Consider the following 14,656-nt stretch of genomic DNA (forward strand, 5'->3'; position numbering starts at 1 on the left):
AAATTAATTGAAATACTTACCGATATAGACTTATGGCACAGTCCCTATTTTGGGGGGCCAATCCCACAGCACCATCAAAGTTATTTGACGACGATAATGCTATACTAAACTGGTAAGGGAGTGTGACACGAATGACCGATAAACCTGAAAAGAAGACAACCACCTTCAAAAAAATTCGTCGTGGCATGCCTGGTAACTGCCCACAATGCCATCGTGAAATGACCATTTATTACGGAATGAATCATTGTCCTTCTTGTGGTTACTTATTTAAGTCAAATTTTATCGTTAAGTAATCATTAAGGAGAAGTTCATGATACAAAACTACCTTGGAAAATCAGTGCTGGCCCTTAAACCAGTCGTAGGTGCAGTCAAAAAGCTGTAACAAAGCTCGGTAGTTTCCAGATTTTAACGTGAATAATGCCTATTCCACAGTTTTTGTGGAATAGGCATTATTTAAGTGGCCGAAATCTGAGTTCCGGCTAACAATTAATTGAATACTTACCAATTTAGACTGATGGCACAGTCCTTTTATGGTGAATTCGTTTATTCATCTTCCGCGTTCACAACTAATACCTGTACGTTGGCACGCCGAACAACGTAAGCTGTTGTCGAGCCGATCAATAAACGGTTAATGGCATCGACACCTGACTTGCCAATTACCACCAAGTCAAAATCCTCTTGGTTGGCAGTTTCCACAATCACGGTCTTCGGCGAGCCGTTTTTAATGATTGTTTTAGCATCAATCCCCGCCTCTTGAGCCATCTTTTTGCCTTCGTCCATTACCGCAGTAGCGTGCCGTCTCAACTCACCTTGAATATCCATTGGCACGTTACCAGCTGCTAATGTCATTCGTGTCTGATCAATCACCGCTAATAAGGTAATTGAAGAACCAAAATAACGACTGATTTTGATGGCCGCTTTCAATGCTGACTTAGAATTATCACTACCATCGAGTGGTACTAGAATGTGTGAAAACATCTCATCACTCCTTCTGCGAACCCGTTTAAGTCCGCGTGGCAACCCGACTATCAACTACTTTTAGTATGAATGAGAAGTCGAACGAAATCAATTTATATGCCCGTTTAAGAATGGAATGGTATCGGTATTTTATCTTTTCAGTAAAACCGATATGTGTTTGTATGATGACGAATAACTTGATTTTGAGCGTAGTCTGTAGCCATTTCCGTGATGACTTTTTAAAAAATTAGCTTAATTGAAATCTTTTGCTGGTAATTAGTTGTCACTTAGCGTAATCTTGTAAAAGTGATTTTAAGTAAGGAGTTGAATTTAATGAAATTAAAGAAAGCAACGTTAGCAGATCTTGATACGCTCATTGCTATTTTAAAAGATGGAAGTAACCAATTAGCAGAAAGTGGTGTTGACCAATGGCAAGGTGATTATCCTTCTCGTGATCAAATCACCTATGATATTAACAACGGTTTTGCTTACCTGGCACAATCAGATGACAGTGAAACGGTGGGCGCGATTGCCATCGTCACTGCTCCAGATCCCTCGTATGACACTATGAAGGGAACTTGGCTAAATGACTCGAACGATTACATCGTTCTTCACCGGGTAGCGATTCATTCACAACACGCCGGCCACGGCTATGCCACTCGCTTATTCGAAGCCGTTATTAATCACGTAATTTCGGATCATCCAGAAATTACAAGTATCCGTATTGATACCCACGCTGACAACAAGCCAATGCAACACTTGATTGACAAGATGGGCTTCACAAAAGTTGGCGAAATCTACGGTGTTTATCACCCAACTGATCTCAGCTTTGTTTACGAGATGTTGCCTCACGAAGATAACGCTACAAAGCACCAAGCAAGTTAAAGAAACGCAGGTCAACCCAATATCACGGTTGCCTGCGTTTTTGATTGGTCAACATTAGTCCTTTTTAGATATCCGCTTAACTCCTAAAGACTGCCTTTTGATCAACCGATTGAGGCTCACAATCAGGATCAACGAAATCATAGCGTATATGGCCGAGCCAAAACTAATCTCCTTTAACCCCATCACGTCAACCATAACGGAGGCCGTTGCTGACCCCAGCGAAATACCGTAGTTAAAGAAAATGGAACTCAGTGACGAAGCCAACAATAATGCTTGGGGATAATCAGTTTCCGCAATCTCTAATAAATAGACCTGTAATGGCGCACTCAGCAATGTCACGATCATGGTCAAAATCAACAGCGCGACAAACCCCCATACTTCATGATGAAACACCTCTGGCAGCAACAGTAAGATCACCAAATCCGCCACGTAGTACTTCGGCAATTGATTCAGTCCGCCATGCTTCGCCAAGTGACCGGACCAGCGATTTGAAGCAATACTCATTAAGCCAATTGCAAACAACAGCAAGTTTAAATGATTCCTATTGAACCCCAAACCGTTGGTGAGTAATGGTCGAATGTACGTATAATAGCCATACATAGTGGCTGCAGTGAATAATGCCAACAAAATACCCATCTGGATTCGGTGATCTTGCAGCAACTTCATTTGATTCCAAAACGTGCCAACCACTTGCGCAACGTGTTTGGGTAGCAACCATATCAGTAAACCATACGCCACAATCGTTAGTAATGATACCAACATAAAAGAATCACGCCAACCGTATTGAATACTAATCATTGTACCAATGGGAACGCCAAAAACCGAAGCAATACTGTAACCGGCAAAGACCCACGCAACTAAACTGGCTCGGTTACCTTTAGGTGCAATGACGGCCGTGAACGTCATTAACAGTGAAATAATTGCGCCGGCTACACTGGCAGCAATGATTCGTGAAAGTAACAGCCACTCATAATTGGGAGCAATAGCGCTCATGGTATTACCCACTAAAAAAAGGCCCATTAATACCAATAGTGTTTGATAACGATTATACTTACTGGTAAAAATCGTGATTATGGGTGTACAGATTGCATACACAACGGCAAATACAGTCACGAGATCTCCCACTTGAGTCAATGAAACGTTCAGCTGACGGGCAATTTCAGAGAGAATCCCTACTACCATAAACTCGTTACACCCCAGCAGAAAAGTCACCAAAATAAAAACTAGCATTCTCAATCGGCTTTTAGTCATCCTCAATCCTCCAGTCATCAAATGTGCCATGACTGCTCCCCTAACCCGTCAACACTCGTTTTTGTCCAATTAATCAGTGGCAGTATAGCTCAATTACCGAACAATGACATGAATGGCACCTCAAACAAATAATTTACTAAACTAAATTAAGGAAACAAGTCGTTTGCATTCGCCCACTATTTTTATCATAATTAGTGTTGGATTAAAATCTTGTTAAAAAGAGGGATTATTATGTTCGATGCGAAAGTTGCAATAGGGACCTGGTCTTGGGGATCAGGCGTAAACGGCGGTGATCAAGTTTTTGGTAATCACCTAACTCCAGCTGATTTACAAGCCGTAGTTGATTCAGCCATGGCAAGCGGTTTAAATCTTTGGGATACAGCCGCAGCGTATGGTCAAGGTTCTTCAGAAACAATATTAGGTGACAGTTTGAAAGCCTATAATCGTGATGACTACTTCCTGTCCACAAAGTTCACACCGAGATTTGCGGGAACAGGCGATAATCCGGTGCGTGATATGCTGACTGCCAGCTTAAAACGACTCCACACGGATTACACTGACCTCTACTGGATTCATAACGCAGAGGGTGTGGAAAAGTGGACGCCAATGATCATTCCCTTAGTTAAAGAGGGGCTCATCAAGCACGTTGGGGTATCTAATCATAACCTTAAGCAAATCAAACGGGCAAGAGAAATTCTGAACGATGGCGGTGTAGAACTTGACGCTGTCCAAAACCATTACAGCCTACTTCACCGTCAGTCTGAAGATAGCGGTATCTTGGACTACTGCCACCAAAACGGCATCACCTTTTTCCCTTACATGGTGTTGGAACAAGGCGTTCTCACCGGTAAACACGACGCTGCGCATCCGTTCGAAGGTGACAGTAACCGGGCAAGGACCTACAACCCAATGTTGCCAAAACTAACTGAATTACTCGCAAAACTGATTGAATTAGCGGGTAAATATCAGGTTGCAGTGGCTGATATTGCAACGGCCTGGGTTATTCAAAAAGGGACAACCCCAATTATTGGTGTGACTAAGCAACACTATATCGCTGATACTAAGCGCGCAATTTCACTTAACTTGACCACCGATGAAATGAAAACGTTGGAAACTTTGGCGGATCAAGCACACGTGGACACCCAGGGTAGCTGGGAACACAGTATGAATGAGTAACCTCATACCGTCTAAATAAGGGTCGGCAAGCACCTCTACTGAGATGTCTGCCGACCCTTTAATATTCTTATCTTAACTTAGTTTGGATTAAACAATGACCAATGACTTGATTGCTTCACGCTTTGTCATTGCTTGATAAGCCTCATCAATATCATCCAACTTGAACGATTTCGTAAAGACTTTACCTGGATGAATATCACCATCCAAAACCGCCTTCAACAAAATCTGCTTGTCATATGTGGTTACTGAAGCTGGACCACCAGCAATAATGGTGTTTCTATAGAAAGAACTAGACATATCCATCTTAGGCTCATGTGGTAAGCCTACACGGCCAACAATGGCACCTGGCCGGCCTGCTTTCATAGCCGTATCATTTGACTGCTCCGTACCAACACATTCCAGAACGGCGTCTGCACCAGCGTTATTCGTCAGTGCCATGACTTTTTCAACGGCTTCATCGCCCCGTTCAGCGATAATATCAGTTGCACCAAATTCGGTGGCTAATTTTTGACGATCTTCATGCCGGCTCATAGCAATAATCCGCTTAGCACCGCGCAATTTAGCAGCAATCACACCACATAGACCAACCGCACCATCACCGACAACAACGACCGTATCGCCCGTTTTAACGTTAGCTACCCGTGCTGCATGATAACCGGTTGCCATGACATCCGCAAGGCTTAACAGTGAATTTAGCATCTCATCACTGTAATCAGCTGGTTGACCAGGAACTTTGATCAAGGCCCAGTCAGCATGCTGGAACCGAACGTATTCGGATTGAACCCCATTACTGAAGTTGTCACTATGGCTCTGACAATCACCGTCAAAGCCTGCCAAGCAAGCTGCACAGTGTCCGCATCCGTGAGTAAACGGGGCAATAACAAAGTCCCCTGGCTTAACCGTGGTAATTTCGCTGCCGACTGAATCCACGATACCGATGGCTTCATGGCCTGAATTGTCAGAATGTTCAGCCTTTTCCTCCAGTCCTCGGTATGCCCATAAATCGGAACCACAGACACATGTTCTAATTACTTTTATAATCGCATCATCATTTGCTTGGATGGTTGGTTTAGCCACGTTTTCGATGCCAACCTTACCCGCTTTTTCAAAAACTGCTGTTTTCATGATAATAGATCCCCTTTCAAAATACAGATTGAACTAAATGTATCAGCTCATAAACAATTCAATTTTATTATATCAGTTAGAGCCCAGTCGAAGGCAAGACTTCAGAAACAACACGTTAACAAAAACTTTTACCTCAAATAATGCTAGAATAAACTCATCAAACAATAAGGAGTTGGTATTTTGACAATTAAAGATAAAGTCGTTGTCATCACCGGTGCTTCCAGTGGTATCGGCCGTGCTACAGCAGAAAAATTAGCTCAGGCTGGCGCTAAAGTCGTCATCGGTGCCCGACGTGTTGAACGTTTGAAAACCATCGCGGATGAATTTCCAGCAAACACTGTACTGTATCAGCAAACCGATGTTACTGACCGTGAGAGTGTTGCCAGCTTAGTTAAGGTAGCGACTGATCATTTTCACCGCGTCGATGTGCTCTATAATAACGCAGGACTAATGCCAATTTCTAAAATGGCAGAATTGAAAGTTGACGAGTGGGACCGAATGATCGACGTCAATATTAAGGGCGTTTTGTATGGGATTGCTGCCGTACTCCCCACGATGATTCGTCAGCAAAGTGGTCAAATTATCACCACTGATTCCGTTGCTGGCCACGTTGTCCACCCTGGAACTGCTGTATACGCTGGTACTAAATACGCGATTCAGGCAATCATGGATGGTCTCCGCCAAGAACAAATCGCAAACCACATTAAAACAACCATGATTTCACCTGGTGCCGTGAATACGGAACTGTTCAGCACCATCAGTGACCCTAAGCAACGTGCTGAAACCGAAAAACAGGAAAAAGAAAACGGCTTAAGTGCTGCAGATGTTGCTAACGCCGTGGCCTACGCCATTGACCAACCAGCAGATGTCGCAATCAATGAAGTTTTAATGCGACCATCCTCACAGTTCATCTAATAGGATAAACACCGACAAATAAATAAAGAGCGATAAGCCCTCCGTTATGGTAGAGTTGCTTATCGCTCTTTTTGTGATGCCGGGTGTAGTGGTCCGACATCTGTAGTTGTAGTTGAGAATTGTATTTCGAAAGAAAGTACAATGCTGAGTTTACTAAAAAATATCGTTAAACACAATACTTTTTTGTAAATTTATTTAAAAAGTGGTAACACTGCCCTAAAATAAAGTGTTGTTATTGTCCTAATTGTGATTTTAAGCACAAATTAATTCTTAAATATAACCGTTATTTTCTATAAATTATTGCTAAGATTGTGATTATCATATTCTATTTTAAAGTGTTCATTTGGTTTATATGCAATATAAAATATATTATAAATCCAACATTCACGATACTCGCAAGCTTTTACTGAGATTTATCTTTAATACGTCTAGTAGCTACATATTGAAAAATGTTGTAATTAGTTATAGTATGGAAGTTAACTTAACAACAATGAATACGCTTACTTTGTGACTATGACTGCGTTGTTGTTTTTTTGGTAAATGGTGAAATCAATGCTGATAATTGTGCTGATCAAGCTAACATTCGATATCCAATTTCAGCTAATAAAGGAGAGGTTTAAATGGCAGAAAACAACTCAAAAAATGTTAAACAAGATACACCAAATATTAGCAAAGAATTTAAAGAACTGCTTGAACAAACATACGAGGAGAACAAGGACGCAATGGACTTGTTAAAAAAGCTATGACAGTCAGATATTTAACTGAAGATGAACTCATCGCCATTAACCAATATATTATTCAACAAGCTGATGAAGGACCTGCAGCAGTCGTGGATCCAGATAGTCTCAAAACAGTCATCAACGAGCCTCAAAAAATAGCGTATGGTCATGAAGCCTACTCAACAATTTGGCTTAAAGCGGCGTGCCTTGTACAAAAGATTACTAAAAACCACATCTTCGAGGATGGCAATAAACGAACGGCCTACCTCAGTACCGTGATCTTTTTAAGGCTCAATCACATTAAATTCGAGCTTTCTGGTAGCGACGCCAAAGACTTCATGTGGGATGAGATGTTTGCGCGCGATAATAAGGATCGAATGATTCAAGTCACACCGATTTTAAAAACTTATAGTAAAAGTTTGGAATCATAGCGTGTAGCTTGAATTGGATTTTATAGTTTAACTTAAAAGAATTTTTCAAAGACGGATCTGTAATTTCTGGTATTGGAACAATGTAATGCTAGGGACTGCAGATTTTTTTGTAACTTGTATATTTAATAAACCTTGCTAAAAAAATTTTTTAAAATATACTAACTTGGCGTCTAAAAAATAACCCCCTCCAAATCACTTAACAGAGTGAAAAAATATGGGATTGAGCATCGTCCTTAATTTGCAAGGTATTGAGTTACTTAGCCATATTCTTCATTGTCTTTAAGCTGTTTCTGCAAGCTTTTCAGGTTTTTATCACGATTACTCATTTGATTTTTCAGTGATTCGTTTCCTATTTGATTGCATCACCAACGCTAGACTAAGATAATTCAATATCAGCACCGTTCCACCCCATGATCGTATCGATTTGTTCATCTGTTAAACTTATTTCTTTTAATTGGGCTCGTTTCATAGCAATATCCTCTCTCACAATATTTTACGTGGGGTGACCACGAATCAAGTGCAAAACAAAAAGCAGTTTTACGCCATGCTTGGGGCAAAACAAATAGCCAGCAAAAATATCTTTACTAGCTAATTCTTAGGTTTATTCTTCTGTTGTTTAATTTGATCAAATGCTTTGCCGTCTTTTTGCCACCGCTTTTTGAGTGACTGGCGTTTCATGCTGTAACCGGACTCAATTAATCGCTCTTTCAAACTTTTCTTTTTAGTCATCAATAATCACCTCAATCTTACCACCATTTTCAACTAAATTGTACTTGGTATTCTTGTTTAACACCAGCTTTCTCTTATCTCGATAACCGCTCTCATTATCAAGATAAGCAACTCTAGCAGTTGAAGAAATCTTTCTTCTTTAAGTCACCATCCGACCAATTTAAGATGCAGCATCCCGCCAGACGTAATAAGATAAACTTCAACTTTACCGTTTTGGGTGATCCAATGGACATGTACTTACGCTTGTTCTGGCATCATATTTACCTCCATTTTAAAGTTAAAGCACCTCTTTAACTAATAAATCAATTAGAGTAATATAAGATTTGTCAGGGGGAGGAAAAACACATGAAAAAATCTTTTATAGTTACACTAGCCGTTGGTTTAGGATTAGCTGGCGGTGCTGGAAAGTCAGCCACCACAGTGCAAGCTGCCAGTTGGCATAAAGGAAATCCAAGCTGGTTAGTAGGAAAAAAATATCACACTAAACTCCAACCAAAATCAGAGCAAGCTGGTCCAAATCGTCGAGAAACTATTATTGGTACAAAATCAAAATTAAAAGTCATCGGTTATCAATATGGTGCTAATCTAAAAAATATGGTTTACAAAAAGGTTGGCAAATATTATTACATCAAAGAAAAAAGTGGCAATTACTCGTATCAAGTCATTAAAGTACGTCGTTACAGCTCCAAAAAAATCCATATTAAGTTATTTGGCATGAATGAATATATGTACCGTTATTAGTTCAGAGCACTCTTCGGAGTGCTCTTTTGTTCGAAAACAATAATCAGAATGCGGCCAGACGAAATTGACGGCTTGTGTTGGTCTGATATTAACCGAAAATTTGACACATTTACTATGCACAGTTAATAAAAATATCCGGTTACCTCCAATGATTTACTAGTCTAATGACTAGTATGCGTGTGGGAGAAGTTTCAGTACTCACATGGCTTGATATTAATTGGGATAAGCAAACCATTATCATTATATACAGGTTTTTAACCAGCTAAAACTGCCACTAGTAACCGTTCGATTACGGTAGTCCTGCCCAACTTAACCACTTACGGCGTCTGCATACCCCGCAAATGAAACATCATTTGGACAACCCTGATCAGTTCGTATTTATGAACAATCGTGGACAAATTCATCTCCTGGTGCCTGTGATCTATTACTTAAAAAATACCACCGAGAATTAGGTATTAAACGAATCAGTTTCCACGGATTACGTCATACTCACGCTAGTTATCTACTTTATAAAGGCGTGAAGATGGAATATATTTCTAAGCGCTTAGGGCACTCGAATACATCTATTACCCGTAACGTCTACGCCCACTTGATTAAAGAAGATCAGGAGGCTGAGCAAAATTCGACTCGAAAGGTGATGGAAGAACTCAACTAGTGCGCATGTGCACCACGCTGCATCCCTTTGATACCAAGTGATTTGAAGCTATTGGCGCACAAAATGGTGCGCATTTCAGAGTAACAAAACGAACAAATTCAGGTTATTTTTACGATTTGCGCACCAAATGCGCACCAAAGTATCATTTTTAATCGTTTATATTCATTTTAAAAAAAAGAAAAACCCCGTCAATTCAGTGATTGACGAGGTTCGGAAATGAATAAAGTTGTTAACTATAGGAGAGTACAGGATTTGAACCTGCGCGCCGGTATAAGCCGGTTCGCCGGATTTCGAGTCCGGTGCATTACCACTCTGCCAACTCTCCATAACACACTAAACAATTATAACAAACCTGTGGAAACTTTCAACCACAGGATGTCATTATTTAGCGTGATAACGCGATTTTTAATATTCCATTAAGCTAAAGATATCGTAACCTTTAATCTTATCACGGCCATGAAGATCCTTTAGTTCGATAATAAAAGCAGTTCCCACCACGATACCGCCTAAGTCTTCAACGAGGTCAATGGTTGCGCTTATGGTACCACCAGTTGCCAATAAGTCATCGGTAACCAGAACTCGCTGTCCCGGTTTGATGGCATCCTTGTGTAAATAGAGGGCAGACTTGCCGTATTCAAGATCGTATGTTGCCTTCACAGTCTCTCGGGGCAACTTGCCTTCCTTACGGGCCGGCGCAAAACCAATCCCTAATTCATAGGCAACTGGACATCCCACAATAAAGCCCCGTGCTTCAGGACCAACAACCATGTCAACGTTCTTGCTGCGAGCATAGTCAACTAACTGGTCGGTAGCATAGCGGTATGCTTCGCCATCCGACATCAGAGGTGAAATATCACGGAACATGACACCGGGCTCAGGATAGTTGGGCACCGTAGCAATATACTTCTTTAAATCCATCGTCATTTTAAATAGCAACTCCTTTAATCTTGTGCAATTAGCGAGGTCAACAAAGTTTTGACGTCAGCCGTATCGCTATACAATAGTTGTTTTTCAGTTTCAATCTGCTGCTGTCGTTTTTGGTAACTTGGTGCGTCAGTAATCTGACGATGAGCGGGCTGCTTCACTTCATTCAACTGACCATTGGCAATTGTCACAAAACCCAACTCACGAAAAATCTGCAACATCAAGACTAACTGAGTTGGCACGATTTGTAAATACTTTGCCAGCTCATTTAGTCGATGTGCAACATCTACATCATGATGCGTTTGAACGAACCTAAACAGTTTAGCATATTGTGCGCGATCTGGCATCCCCAAAAGGTAATGACTTTCTTTTAAATAAAAATAAATGACAATTTGATCAGCCTTGATAGCCTTCAATGCCGTCTGTAAATCGCTAATTTGGGCCGGACAATCCACTAAATACATCGTTGGCGTCTGTATTTCACCCAACCGTTTAGCATCCGTTAATAACCAAGAATTAGCAGTAGCCGGTATCTGTGACTGCAGTTTCTCATAAAGTCGCTGATTAAAGAACACATAGGTTGCATTAGTATCCTGAAACATTTCCGAACGTAATTTTTGTGTCCGCAAATCACTGATAACCAAACCTTCAACTGAAATGTCCTTAACCATGACTTGCATGGTCGTTCTTCCTTGCCAAACATTAGTATCAATTTGACCCACTACTTGTACTTGATCTGGTGCACTTTGAAGCACAGGTGCTAATTCACCTGCACCAAAATCAATCGCACTTAATTGATGATTTTGATCATTTAACTGAAACTTTAAATGTTTGCCCTCAGCACCAATCGCCTTGACGTTTTGAACAGTACTGGGCTTAAACACAAACATCGGCACCGGATTATCCGTTCCAAAAGGTGCTAACTGACGTAACTGCTGATATAAATCCTCAGATACGTCGCTTACTTGCATCTCAGATGCCACTGCCAACGGTGTTTTGGGTTGGTCGTCTAAATGCTGGTCAACCGCTGCTTGATCAAAGCCTGCTTGCAATTGACTTAATGAATCTGCCTTTGCCGTCATTCCCACGGCGGCAGCATGTCCACCAAAATTAATCAAAAGGTCACGTTGACCGTCAAAAGCATCAAACAAGTTAAAGCCGGCAACACTACGTCCTGAACCCTTAGCCGTACCATTTTCTGTATTTACATCAAGTACAACCGTTGGCTTTCCAGTAGCTTCAACCACTTTACTGGCTACAATCCCCAACACACCTTCATGCCATCCCTTACCCGTAATGAGCATAGTTGGATGATCACGATGCGCAGCGTCCTGCGTTTGAGCCAAGGCAACTTCACTAATATCAGCAACTAATTTTTGCCGATACTTATTTTGTTTTTCCGTTAAATCTGCTAATTTTTCAGCTCGGTCTTCATCCAATGTCGTCAGTAATTCAACGGCAGGGGCAGCGTCATCCAAACGTCCAAGGGCATTTAGACGTGGCGCAATGCCAAAGCCAATGGACTGTTCATCAATCTGACTAGGATCAATCCCCGCTGCTTTGATCAACGCAACTAATCCTAATCGATCAGTTTGTGAAAGTAACTGAAGACCAGCAGTTACGAGCACCCGATTTTCATCCACTAACGGTACCAAATCAGCAACCGTCCCAATAGCAGCCAAATCAAGCATTTCTTGGGGAACCTCATCTAACAGAGCAGTAGCAACTTTAAAAGCCACTCCAGCTCCTGATAAGCCGCCAAATGGGTATTGGCCTTCAGGATGGCGAGGGTGAATAATAGCGTAAGCATCCGGTAATTTGCTAGGTAGTTCATGATGATCAGTGACCACCACATCGCAACCTAATTCATTAGCCCGAGCGATAGCATCGTTACCCGCTACCCCGTTATCCACGGTGACAATCAGTTGCGTCCCGCCTTCAATCAGCCGTTCAAAAGCCGCCACATTAGGGCCATAACCATCGACAAACCGATTGGGAATAAAATAATCAACGTTAGCCCCAACTTGATCCAAGGTTTCATACAAAATTGAAGTACTCGTCACACCGTCTGCATCATAATCACCATAGATCGTAATATGTTCGTCATTCGCTACTGCGTCTTGAATACGATCAATACCCTTTTGCATATCGTGCATCATCATAGGATCATGCAACTGTGACAAATCGGGCTGAAGGAATTGCGTTGCTCTTTCTTTGTTATCATAGCCGCGGTTCAGCAGAATCTGTGCCACCATTGGCTCAATGGATAACGAATCTGCTAAACGAGACGCCTCATCACTTGGATGATCAACGTTTTTTATTTGCCAATCATAATGTGGTTCAATCATGATCATCATCCTTTACTTCCGGTTGAGTTCGAACACCACCAGTATTAGCCGAATCCGTCCCCTTCGTTGGACTAGTATTCGGGGTTTCGTTTAAACGGGTTTTTAAAGCCTGAATGCGGCTCTCTTGTTGCTTGATAGTTTTTTTATTCTGATAGTTTGAAATCGTTGCAAAGAGAAACATTAAAATGGCGCCTAGAAAAACGGCAACTAACAACACCAGCACCAATGGCCATGAAACGGTCGCAAAGCCAAAATGAATTGGGATTGCTTCCGTATTCATTACTGAAAAAATGGCAATGAGGATCACAATTAAGATTGCAATGATCACTTTTCCTTGACGTTTCATTGAAATGCCCCCTACTCCCGTTCTTTATCAAATGGGATATCAATTAGATCAAAATCCTTTACAACCTTTGTATTCTTAAAAACTGCTTGTGCCTGTTTTTCTAAGTCGTGAGCCAGTTTACCGTTGTAACGTGCAGAAATATGATTTAACAATAGTTTGCCAACGTGTGTTTTCTTAGCAATATTAGCTGCCTGCACGTTAGTTGAATGATAATAACTGTGTGCCATTGCGGCTTCGTCTTTAGCAAACGTACTCTCATGGACTAAAACATCCGCATTTTCAGCTAGCTTATAACTGTTATCAGTCTTACGCGTATCCCCTAAAATGGCGACTATTCGCCCTTTTTGGGCATGACCAATGTAATCTTGACCATTAATCACTCTACCATCGGGTAAGGTAACCGTCTTACCCGCTTTAAGCTGACCATAAATTGGACCAGATGGCACTTGATCTTCCCGAAGCTTGTCAACCATGAGTTCACCGGGATGATCACGTTCAACAACCCGATAACCAAACGTTTCAATTTTATGGTCCAGATGTTCAGCGTACACCGTAAATTTATCATCTTGGAAAATTTCGCCACCATGGGATAATTCCACAAACTCAATGAAGTAAGACAACTTGGTTTCAGAAACCTTCAAACTAGTCAGGACAAAATTTCGAATACCTTTAGGGCCATATATCGTTAACTTATCATTACCGCCCTGAAATGAACGGCTACTGAGTAAACCTGGTAACCCAAAAATATGGTCACCATGCAGATGAGTAATAAATATTTTGTCGATTTTTCGTGGTTTGATCGTGGTTCTCAAAATCTGTTGCTGAGTGCCTTCACCGGCATCAAACAGCCAGATGGAATTGCGTTCTTCTAGTAACCGTAATGCCAGACTACTAACGTTTCTAAACTTACCTGGAGACCCAGCACCGGTACCTAAAAATTCAATTTGCATATCTGTCGTCCTTTTCTATCTATCTCGCACCGAACATCTCAGCTGGTGTCATGTAATCCTTATTAAGTTGGAATCCTAACCCTACAATTGTATCAGATTCGACGTACGAGTGTGTGATTTTAGTTGAAATTATTTGCTTGCGTCATACTTGATCCCACTGAAACTAAAGAATCACAACCCAAATATTCTGCTCTCAGATAATGTATAATTAATGTTGAAGGAAGTGTTCAATTTGCGTCTTGGAGAACTTATCACACTGGTACATCAATTAGACCCAAAACTAAAACTGGCTTTTGATACGACTCCTATAACGCCGATTTCTGGGATGTCTGTTTCGGAAGATCGTCTGCTGTTACACGCAGCCACTCAAACACCTTTAACGGTGGAAACTTTTCGGCGGCATGCAGCCCATTTCGATCAGCACTTAACTATCTTCGACTCTAGCGGCAAACGCCTTTATGGTTTTCGCCAGTCAAAACAATGGCTTTTATTCAAATAATGGGG

17 protein-coding genes and 1 tRNA gene are annotated in these 14,656 nt (G+C 41.3%); 9 read left to right on the forward strand and 9 right to left on the reverse strand.

Features of this window, described 5'->3' with window-relative positions; genetic code table 11:
- Nucleotides 1-131: 131 nt before the first annotated feature.
- Nucleotides 132-293, forward strand: coding sequence for a 50S ribosomal protein L4 (locus tag AC6H04_RS00160; protein WP_098825003.1), 162 nt, complete (start codon nucleotides 132-134; stop codon nucleotides 291-293).
- A 250-nt stretch (nucleotides 294-543) separates the two neighbouring features.
- Here the strand turns inward: AC6H04_RS00160 and AC6H04_RS00165 are convergent, their stop codons facing one another.
- Nucleotides 544-978, reverse strand: a complete 435-nt coding sequence (locus tag AC6H04_RS00165) for a universal stress protein (protein ID WP_497569766.1) — start codon at nucleotides 976-978, stop codon at nucleotides 544-546.
- Between the two features lie 312 nt (nucleotides 979-1,290).
- On the opposite strand from AC6H04_RS00165, the gene AC6H04_RS00170 reads away from it, so the two are divergent.
- The gene (locus AC6H04_RS00170; RefSeq protein WP_497569767.1) at nucleotides 1,291-1,842 is read left to right on the forward strand and encodes a GNAT family N-acetyltransferase; all 552 of its coding nucleotides are present in this window, start codon (nucleotides 1,291-1,293) and stop codon (nucleotides 1,840-1,842) included.
- Between the two features lie 54 nt (nucleotides 1,843-1,896).
- On the opposite strand, the gene AC6H04_RS00175 is transcribed toward AC6H04_RS00170, so the two are convergent.
- Nucleotides 1,897-3,093 carry an MFS transporter gene (locus AC6H04_RS00175; protein WP_497569768.1) on the reverse strand — a complete coding sequence of 399 codons (1,197 nt, stop codon included), beginning with the start codon at nucleotides 3,091-3,093 and terminating at the stop codon, nucleotides 1,897-1,899.
- 231 nt (nucleotides 3,094-3,324) lie between these two features.
- On the opposite strand from AC6H04_RS00175, the gene AC6H04_RS00180 reads away from it, so the two are divergent.
- Nucleotides 3,325-4,269 carry an aldo/keto reductase gene (locus AC6H04_RS00180; RefSeq protein ID WP_497569769.1) on the forward strand — a complete coding sequence of 315 codons (945 nt, stop codon included), beginning with the start codon at nucleotides 3,325-3,327 and terminating at the stop codon, nucleotides 4,267-4,269.
- Nucleotides 4,270-4,356: 87 nt separating this feature from the next.
- Here the strand turns inward: AC6H04_RS00180 and AC6H04_RS00185 are convergent, their stop codons facing one another.
- On the reverse strand, nucleotides 4,357-5,394 hold the full coding sequence (locus tag AC6H04_RS00185) for a zinc-binding dehydrogenase (protein WP_497569770.1): 1,038 nt from the start codon (nucleotides 5,392-5,394) through the stop codon (nucleotides 4,357-4,359).
- A 180-nt stretch (nucleotides 5,395-5,574) separates the two neighbouring features.
- Here AC6H04_RS00185 and AC6H04_RS00190 point away from each other — a divergent pair, with 180 nt between their 5' ends.
- The 3 genes from AC6H04_RS00190 to AC6H04_RS00200 all read left to right on the forward strand — a co-directional run bounded on the left by AC6H04_RS00190 (nucleotide 5,575) and on the right by AC6H04_RS00200 (nucleotide 7,459).
- Nucleotides 5,575-6,309, forward strand: coding sequence for an SDR family oxidoreductase (locus AC6H04_RS00190; RefSeq protein WP_497569771.1), 735 nt, complete (start codon nucleotides 5,575-5,577; stop codon nucleotides 6,307-6,309).
- Nucleotides 6,310-6,929: 620 nt separating this feature from the next.
- The gene (locus AC6H04_RS00195; protein WP_497569772.1) at nucleotides 6,930-7,055 is read left to right on the forward strand and encodes a hypothetical protein; all 126 of its coding nucleotides are present in this window, start codon (nucleotides 6,930-6,932) and stop codon (nucleotides 7,053-7,055) included.
- Nucleotides 7,052-7,459: a type II toxin-antitoxin system death-on-curing family toxin gene (locus AC6H04_RS00200; RefSeq protein WP_497569773.1), complete on the forward strand. Its 408-nt coding sequence runs from the start codon at nucleotides 7,052-7,054 to the stop codon at nucleotides 7,457-7,459. Before AC6H04_RS00195 ends, AC6H04_RS00200 begins: the two co-directional genes overlap by 4 nt.
- Nucleotides 7,460-8,047: 588 nt before the next feature.
- Here AC6H04_RS00200 and AC6H04_RS00205 read toward each other — a convergent pair.
- Entirely contained in the window at nucleotides 8,048-8,188 is a 141-nt protein-coding gene (locus AC6H04_RS00205) for a hypothetical protein (protein ID WP_497569774.1), read from the reverse strand.
- A 345-nt stretch (nucleotides 8,189-8,533) separates the two neighbouring features.
- On the opposite strand from AC6H04_RS00205, the gene AC6H04_RS00210 reads away from it, so the two are divergent.
- On the forward strand, nucleotides 8,534-8,929 hold the full coding sequence (locus AC6H04_RS00210; RefSeq protein ID WP_497569775.1) for a hypothetical protein: 396 nt from the start codon (nucleotides 8,534-8,536) through the stop codon (nucleotides 8,927-8,929).
- Between the two features lie 376 nt (nucleotides 8,930-9,305).
- Complete coding sequence (locus AC6H04_RS00215; protein WP_497569811.1) at nucleotides 9,306-9,584, forward strand: tyrosine-type recombinase/integrase; 279 nt, start codon at nucleotides 9,306-9,308, stop codon at nucleotides 9,582-9,584.
- 237 nt (nucleotides 9,585-9,821) lie between these two features.
- On the opposite strand, the gene AC6H04_RS00220 is transcribed toward AC6H04_RS00215, so the two are convergent.
- The 5 genes from AC6H04_RS00220 to rnz all read right to left on the reverse strand — a co-directional run bounded on the left by AC6H04_RS00220 (nucleotide 9,822) and on the right by rnz (nucleotide 14,152).
- Nucleotides 9,822-9,909 (reverse strand) — tRNA-Ser (locus tag AC6H04_RS00220).
- A gap of 80 nt (nucleotides 9,910-9,989) precedes the next feature.
- Nucleotides 9,990-10,508, reverse strand: a complete 519-nt coding sequence (locus tag AC6H04_RS00225; protein ID WP_497569776.1) for an adenine phosphoribosyltransferase — start codon at nucleotides 10,506-10,508, stop codon at nucleotides 9,990-9,992.
- A gap of 17 nt (nucleotides 10,509-10,525) precedes the next feature.
- Nucleotides 10,526-12,856, reverse strand: a complete 2,331-nt coding sequence (recJ, locus tag AC6H04_RS00230) for a single-stranded-DNA-specific exonuclease RecJ (protein WP_497569777.1) — start codon at nucleotides 12,854-12,856, stop codon at nucleotides 10,526-10,528.
- On the reverse strand, nucleotides 12,849-13,202 hold the full coding sequence (locus AC6H04_RS00235; protein ID WP_497569778.1) for a lipopolysaccharide assembly protein LapA domain-containing protein: 354 nt from the start codon (nucleotides 13,200-13,202) through the stop codon (nucleotides 12,849-12,851). Before AC6H04_RS00235 ends, recJ begins: the two co-directional genes overlap by 8 nt.
- An 11-nt stretch (nucleotides 13,203-13,213) precedes the next feature.
- Nucleotides 13,214-14,152, reverse strand: coding sequence for a ribonuclease Z (gene rnz / locus AC6H04_RS00240; RefSeq protein ID WP_497569779.1), 939 nt, complete (start codon nucleotides 14,150-14,152; stop codon nucleotides 13,214-13,216).
- 232 nt (nucleotides 14,153-14,384) lie between these two features.
- On the opposite strand from rnz, the gene AC6H04_RS00245 reads away from it, so the two are divergent.
- Nucleotides 14,385-14,651 carry a hypothetical protein gene (locus tag AC6H04_RS00245; RefSeq protein ID WP_497569780.1) on the forward strand — a complete coding sequence of 89 codons (267 nt, stop codon included), beginning with the start codon at nucleotides 14,385-14,387 and terminating at the stop codon, nucleotides 14,649-14,651.
- The last annotated feature ends 5 nt before the right edge of the window (nucleotides 14,652-14,656 follow it).

The sequence above is a fragment of the Secundilactobacillus sp. MJ173 genome (genome assembly GCF_059704265.1).

Bases quoted from the DNA above. Each gene is read 5' to 3' on its own strand.
- recJ (WP_497569777.1), bottom strand. From the start codon at position 12,856: ATGATTGAACCACATTATGATTGGCAAATAAAAAACGTTGATCATCCA.
- AC6H04_RS00200 (WP_497569773.1), top strand. From the start codon at position 7,052: ATGACAGTCAGATATTTAACTGAAGATGAACTCATCGCCATTAACCAA.
- AC6H04_RS00175 (WP_497569768.1), bottom strand. From the start codon at position 3,093: ATGACTAAAAGCCGATTGAGAATGCTAGTTTTTATTTTGGTGACTTTT.
- AC6H04_RS00210 (WP_497569775.1), top strand. From the start codon at position 8,534: ATGAAAAAATCTTTTATAGTTACACTAGCCGTTGGTTTAGGATTAGCT.
- AC6H04_RS00205 (WP_497569774.1), bottom strand. From the start codon at position 8,188: ATGACTAAAAAGAAAAGTTTGAAAGAGCGATTAATTGAGTCCGGTTAC.
- AC6H04_RS00180 (WP_497569769.1), top strand. From the start codon at position 3,325: ATGTTCGATGCGAAAGTTGCAATAGGGACCTGGTCTTGGGGATCAGGC.
- AC6H04_RS00170 (WP_497569767.1), top strand. From the start codon at position 1,291: ATGAAATTAAAGAAAGCAACGTTAGCAGATCTTGATACGCTCATTGCT.
- AC6H04_RS00160 (WP_098825003.1), top strand. From the start codon at position 132: ATGACCGATAAACCTGAAAAGAAGACAACCACCTTCAAAAAAATTCGT.
- AC6H04_RS00165 (WP_497569766.1), bottom strand. From the start codon at position 978: ATGTTTTCACACATTCTAGTACCACTCGATGGTAGTGATAATTCTAAG.
- AC6H04_RS00185 (WP_497569770.1), bottom strand. From the start codon at position 5,394: ATGAAAACAGCAGTTTTTGAAAAAGCGGGTAAGGTTGGCATCGAAAAC.
- rnz (WP_497569779.1), bottom strand. From the start codon at position 14,152: ATGCAAATTGAATTTTTAGGTACCGGTGCTGGGTCTCCAGGTAAGTTT.
- AC6H04_RS00195 (WP_497569772.1), top strand. From the start codon at position 6,930: ATGGCAGAAAACAACTCAAAAAATGTTAAACAAGATACACCAAATATT.
- AC6H04_RS00225 (WP_497569776.1), bottom strand. From the start codon at position 10,508: ATGACGATGGATTTAAAGAAGTATATTGCTACGGTGCCCAACTATCCT.
- AC6H04_RS00235 (WP_497569778.1), bottom strand. From the start codon at position 13,202: ATGAAACGTCAAGGAAAAGTGATCATTGCAATCTTAATTGTGATCCTC.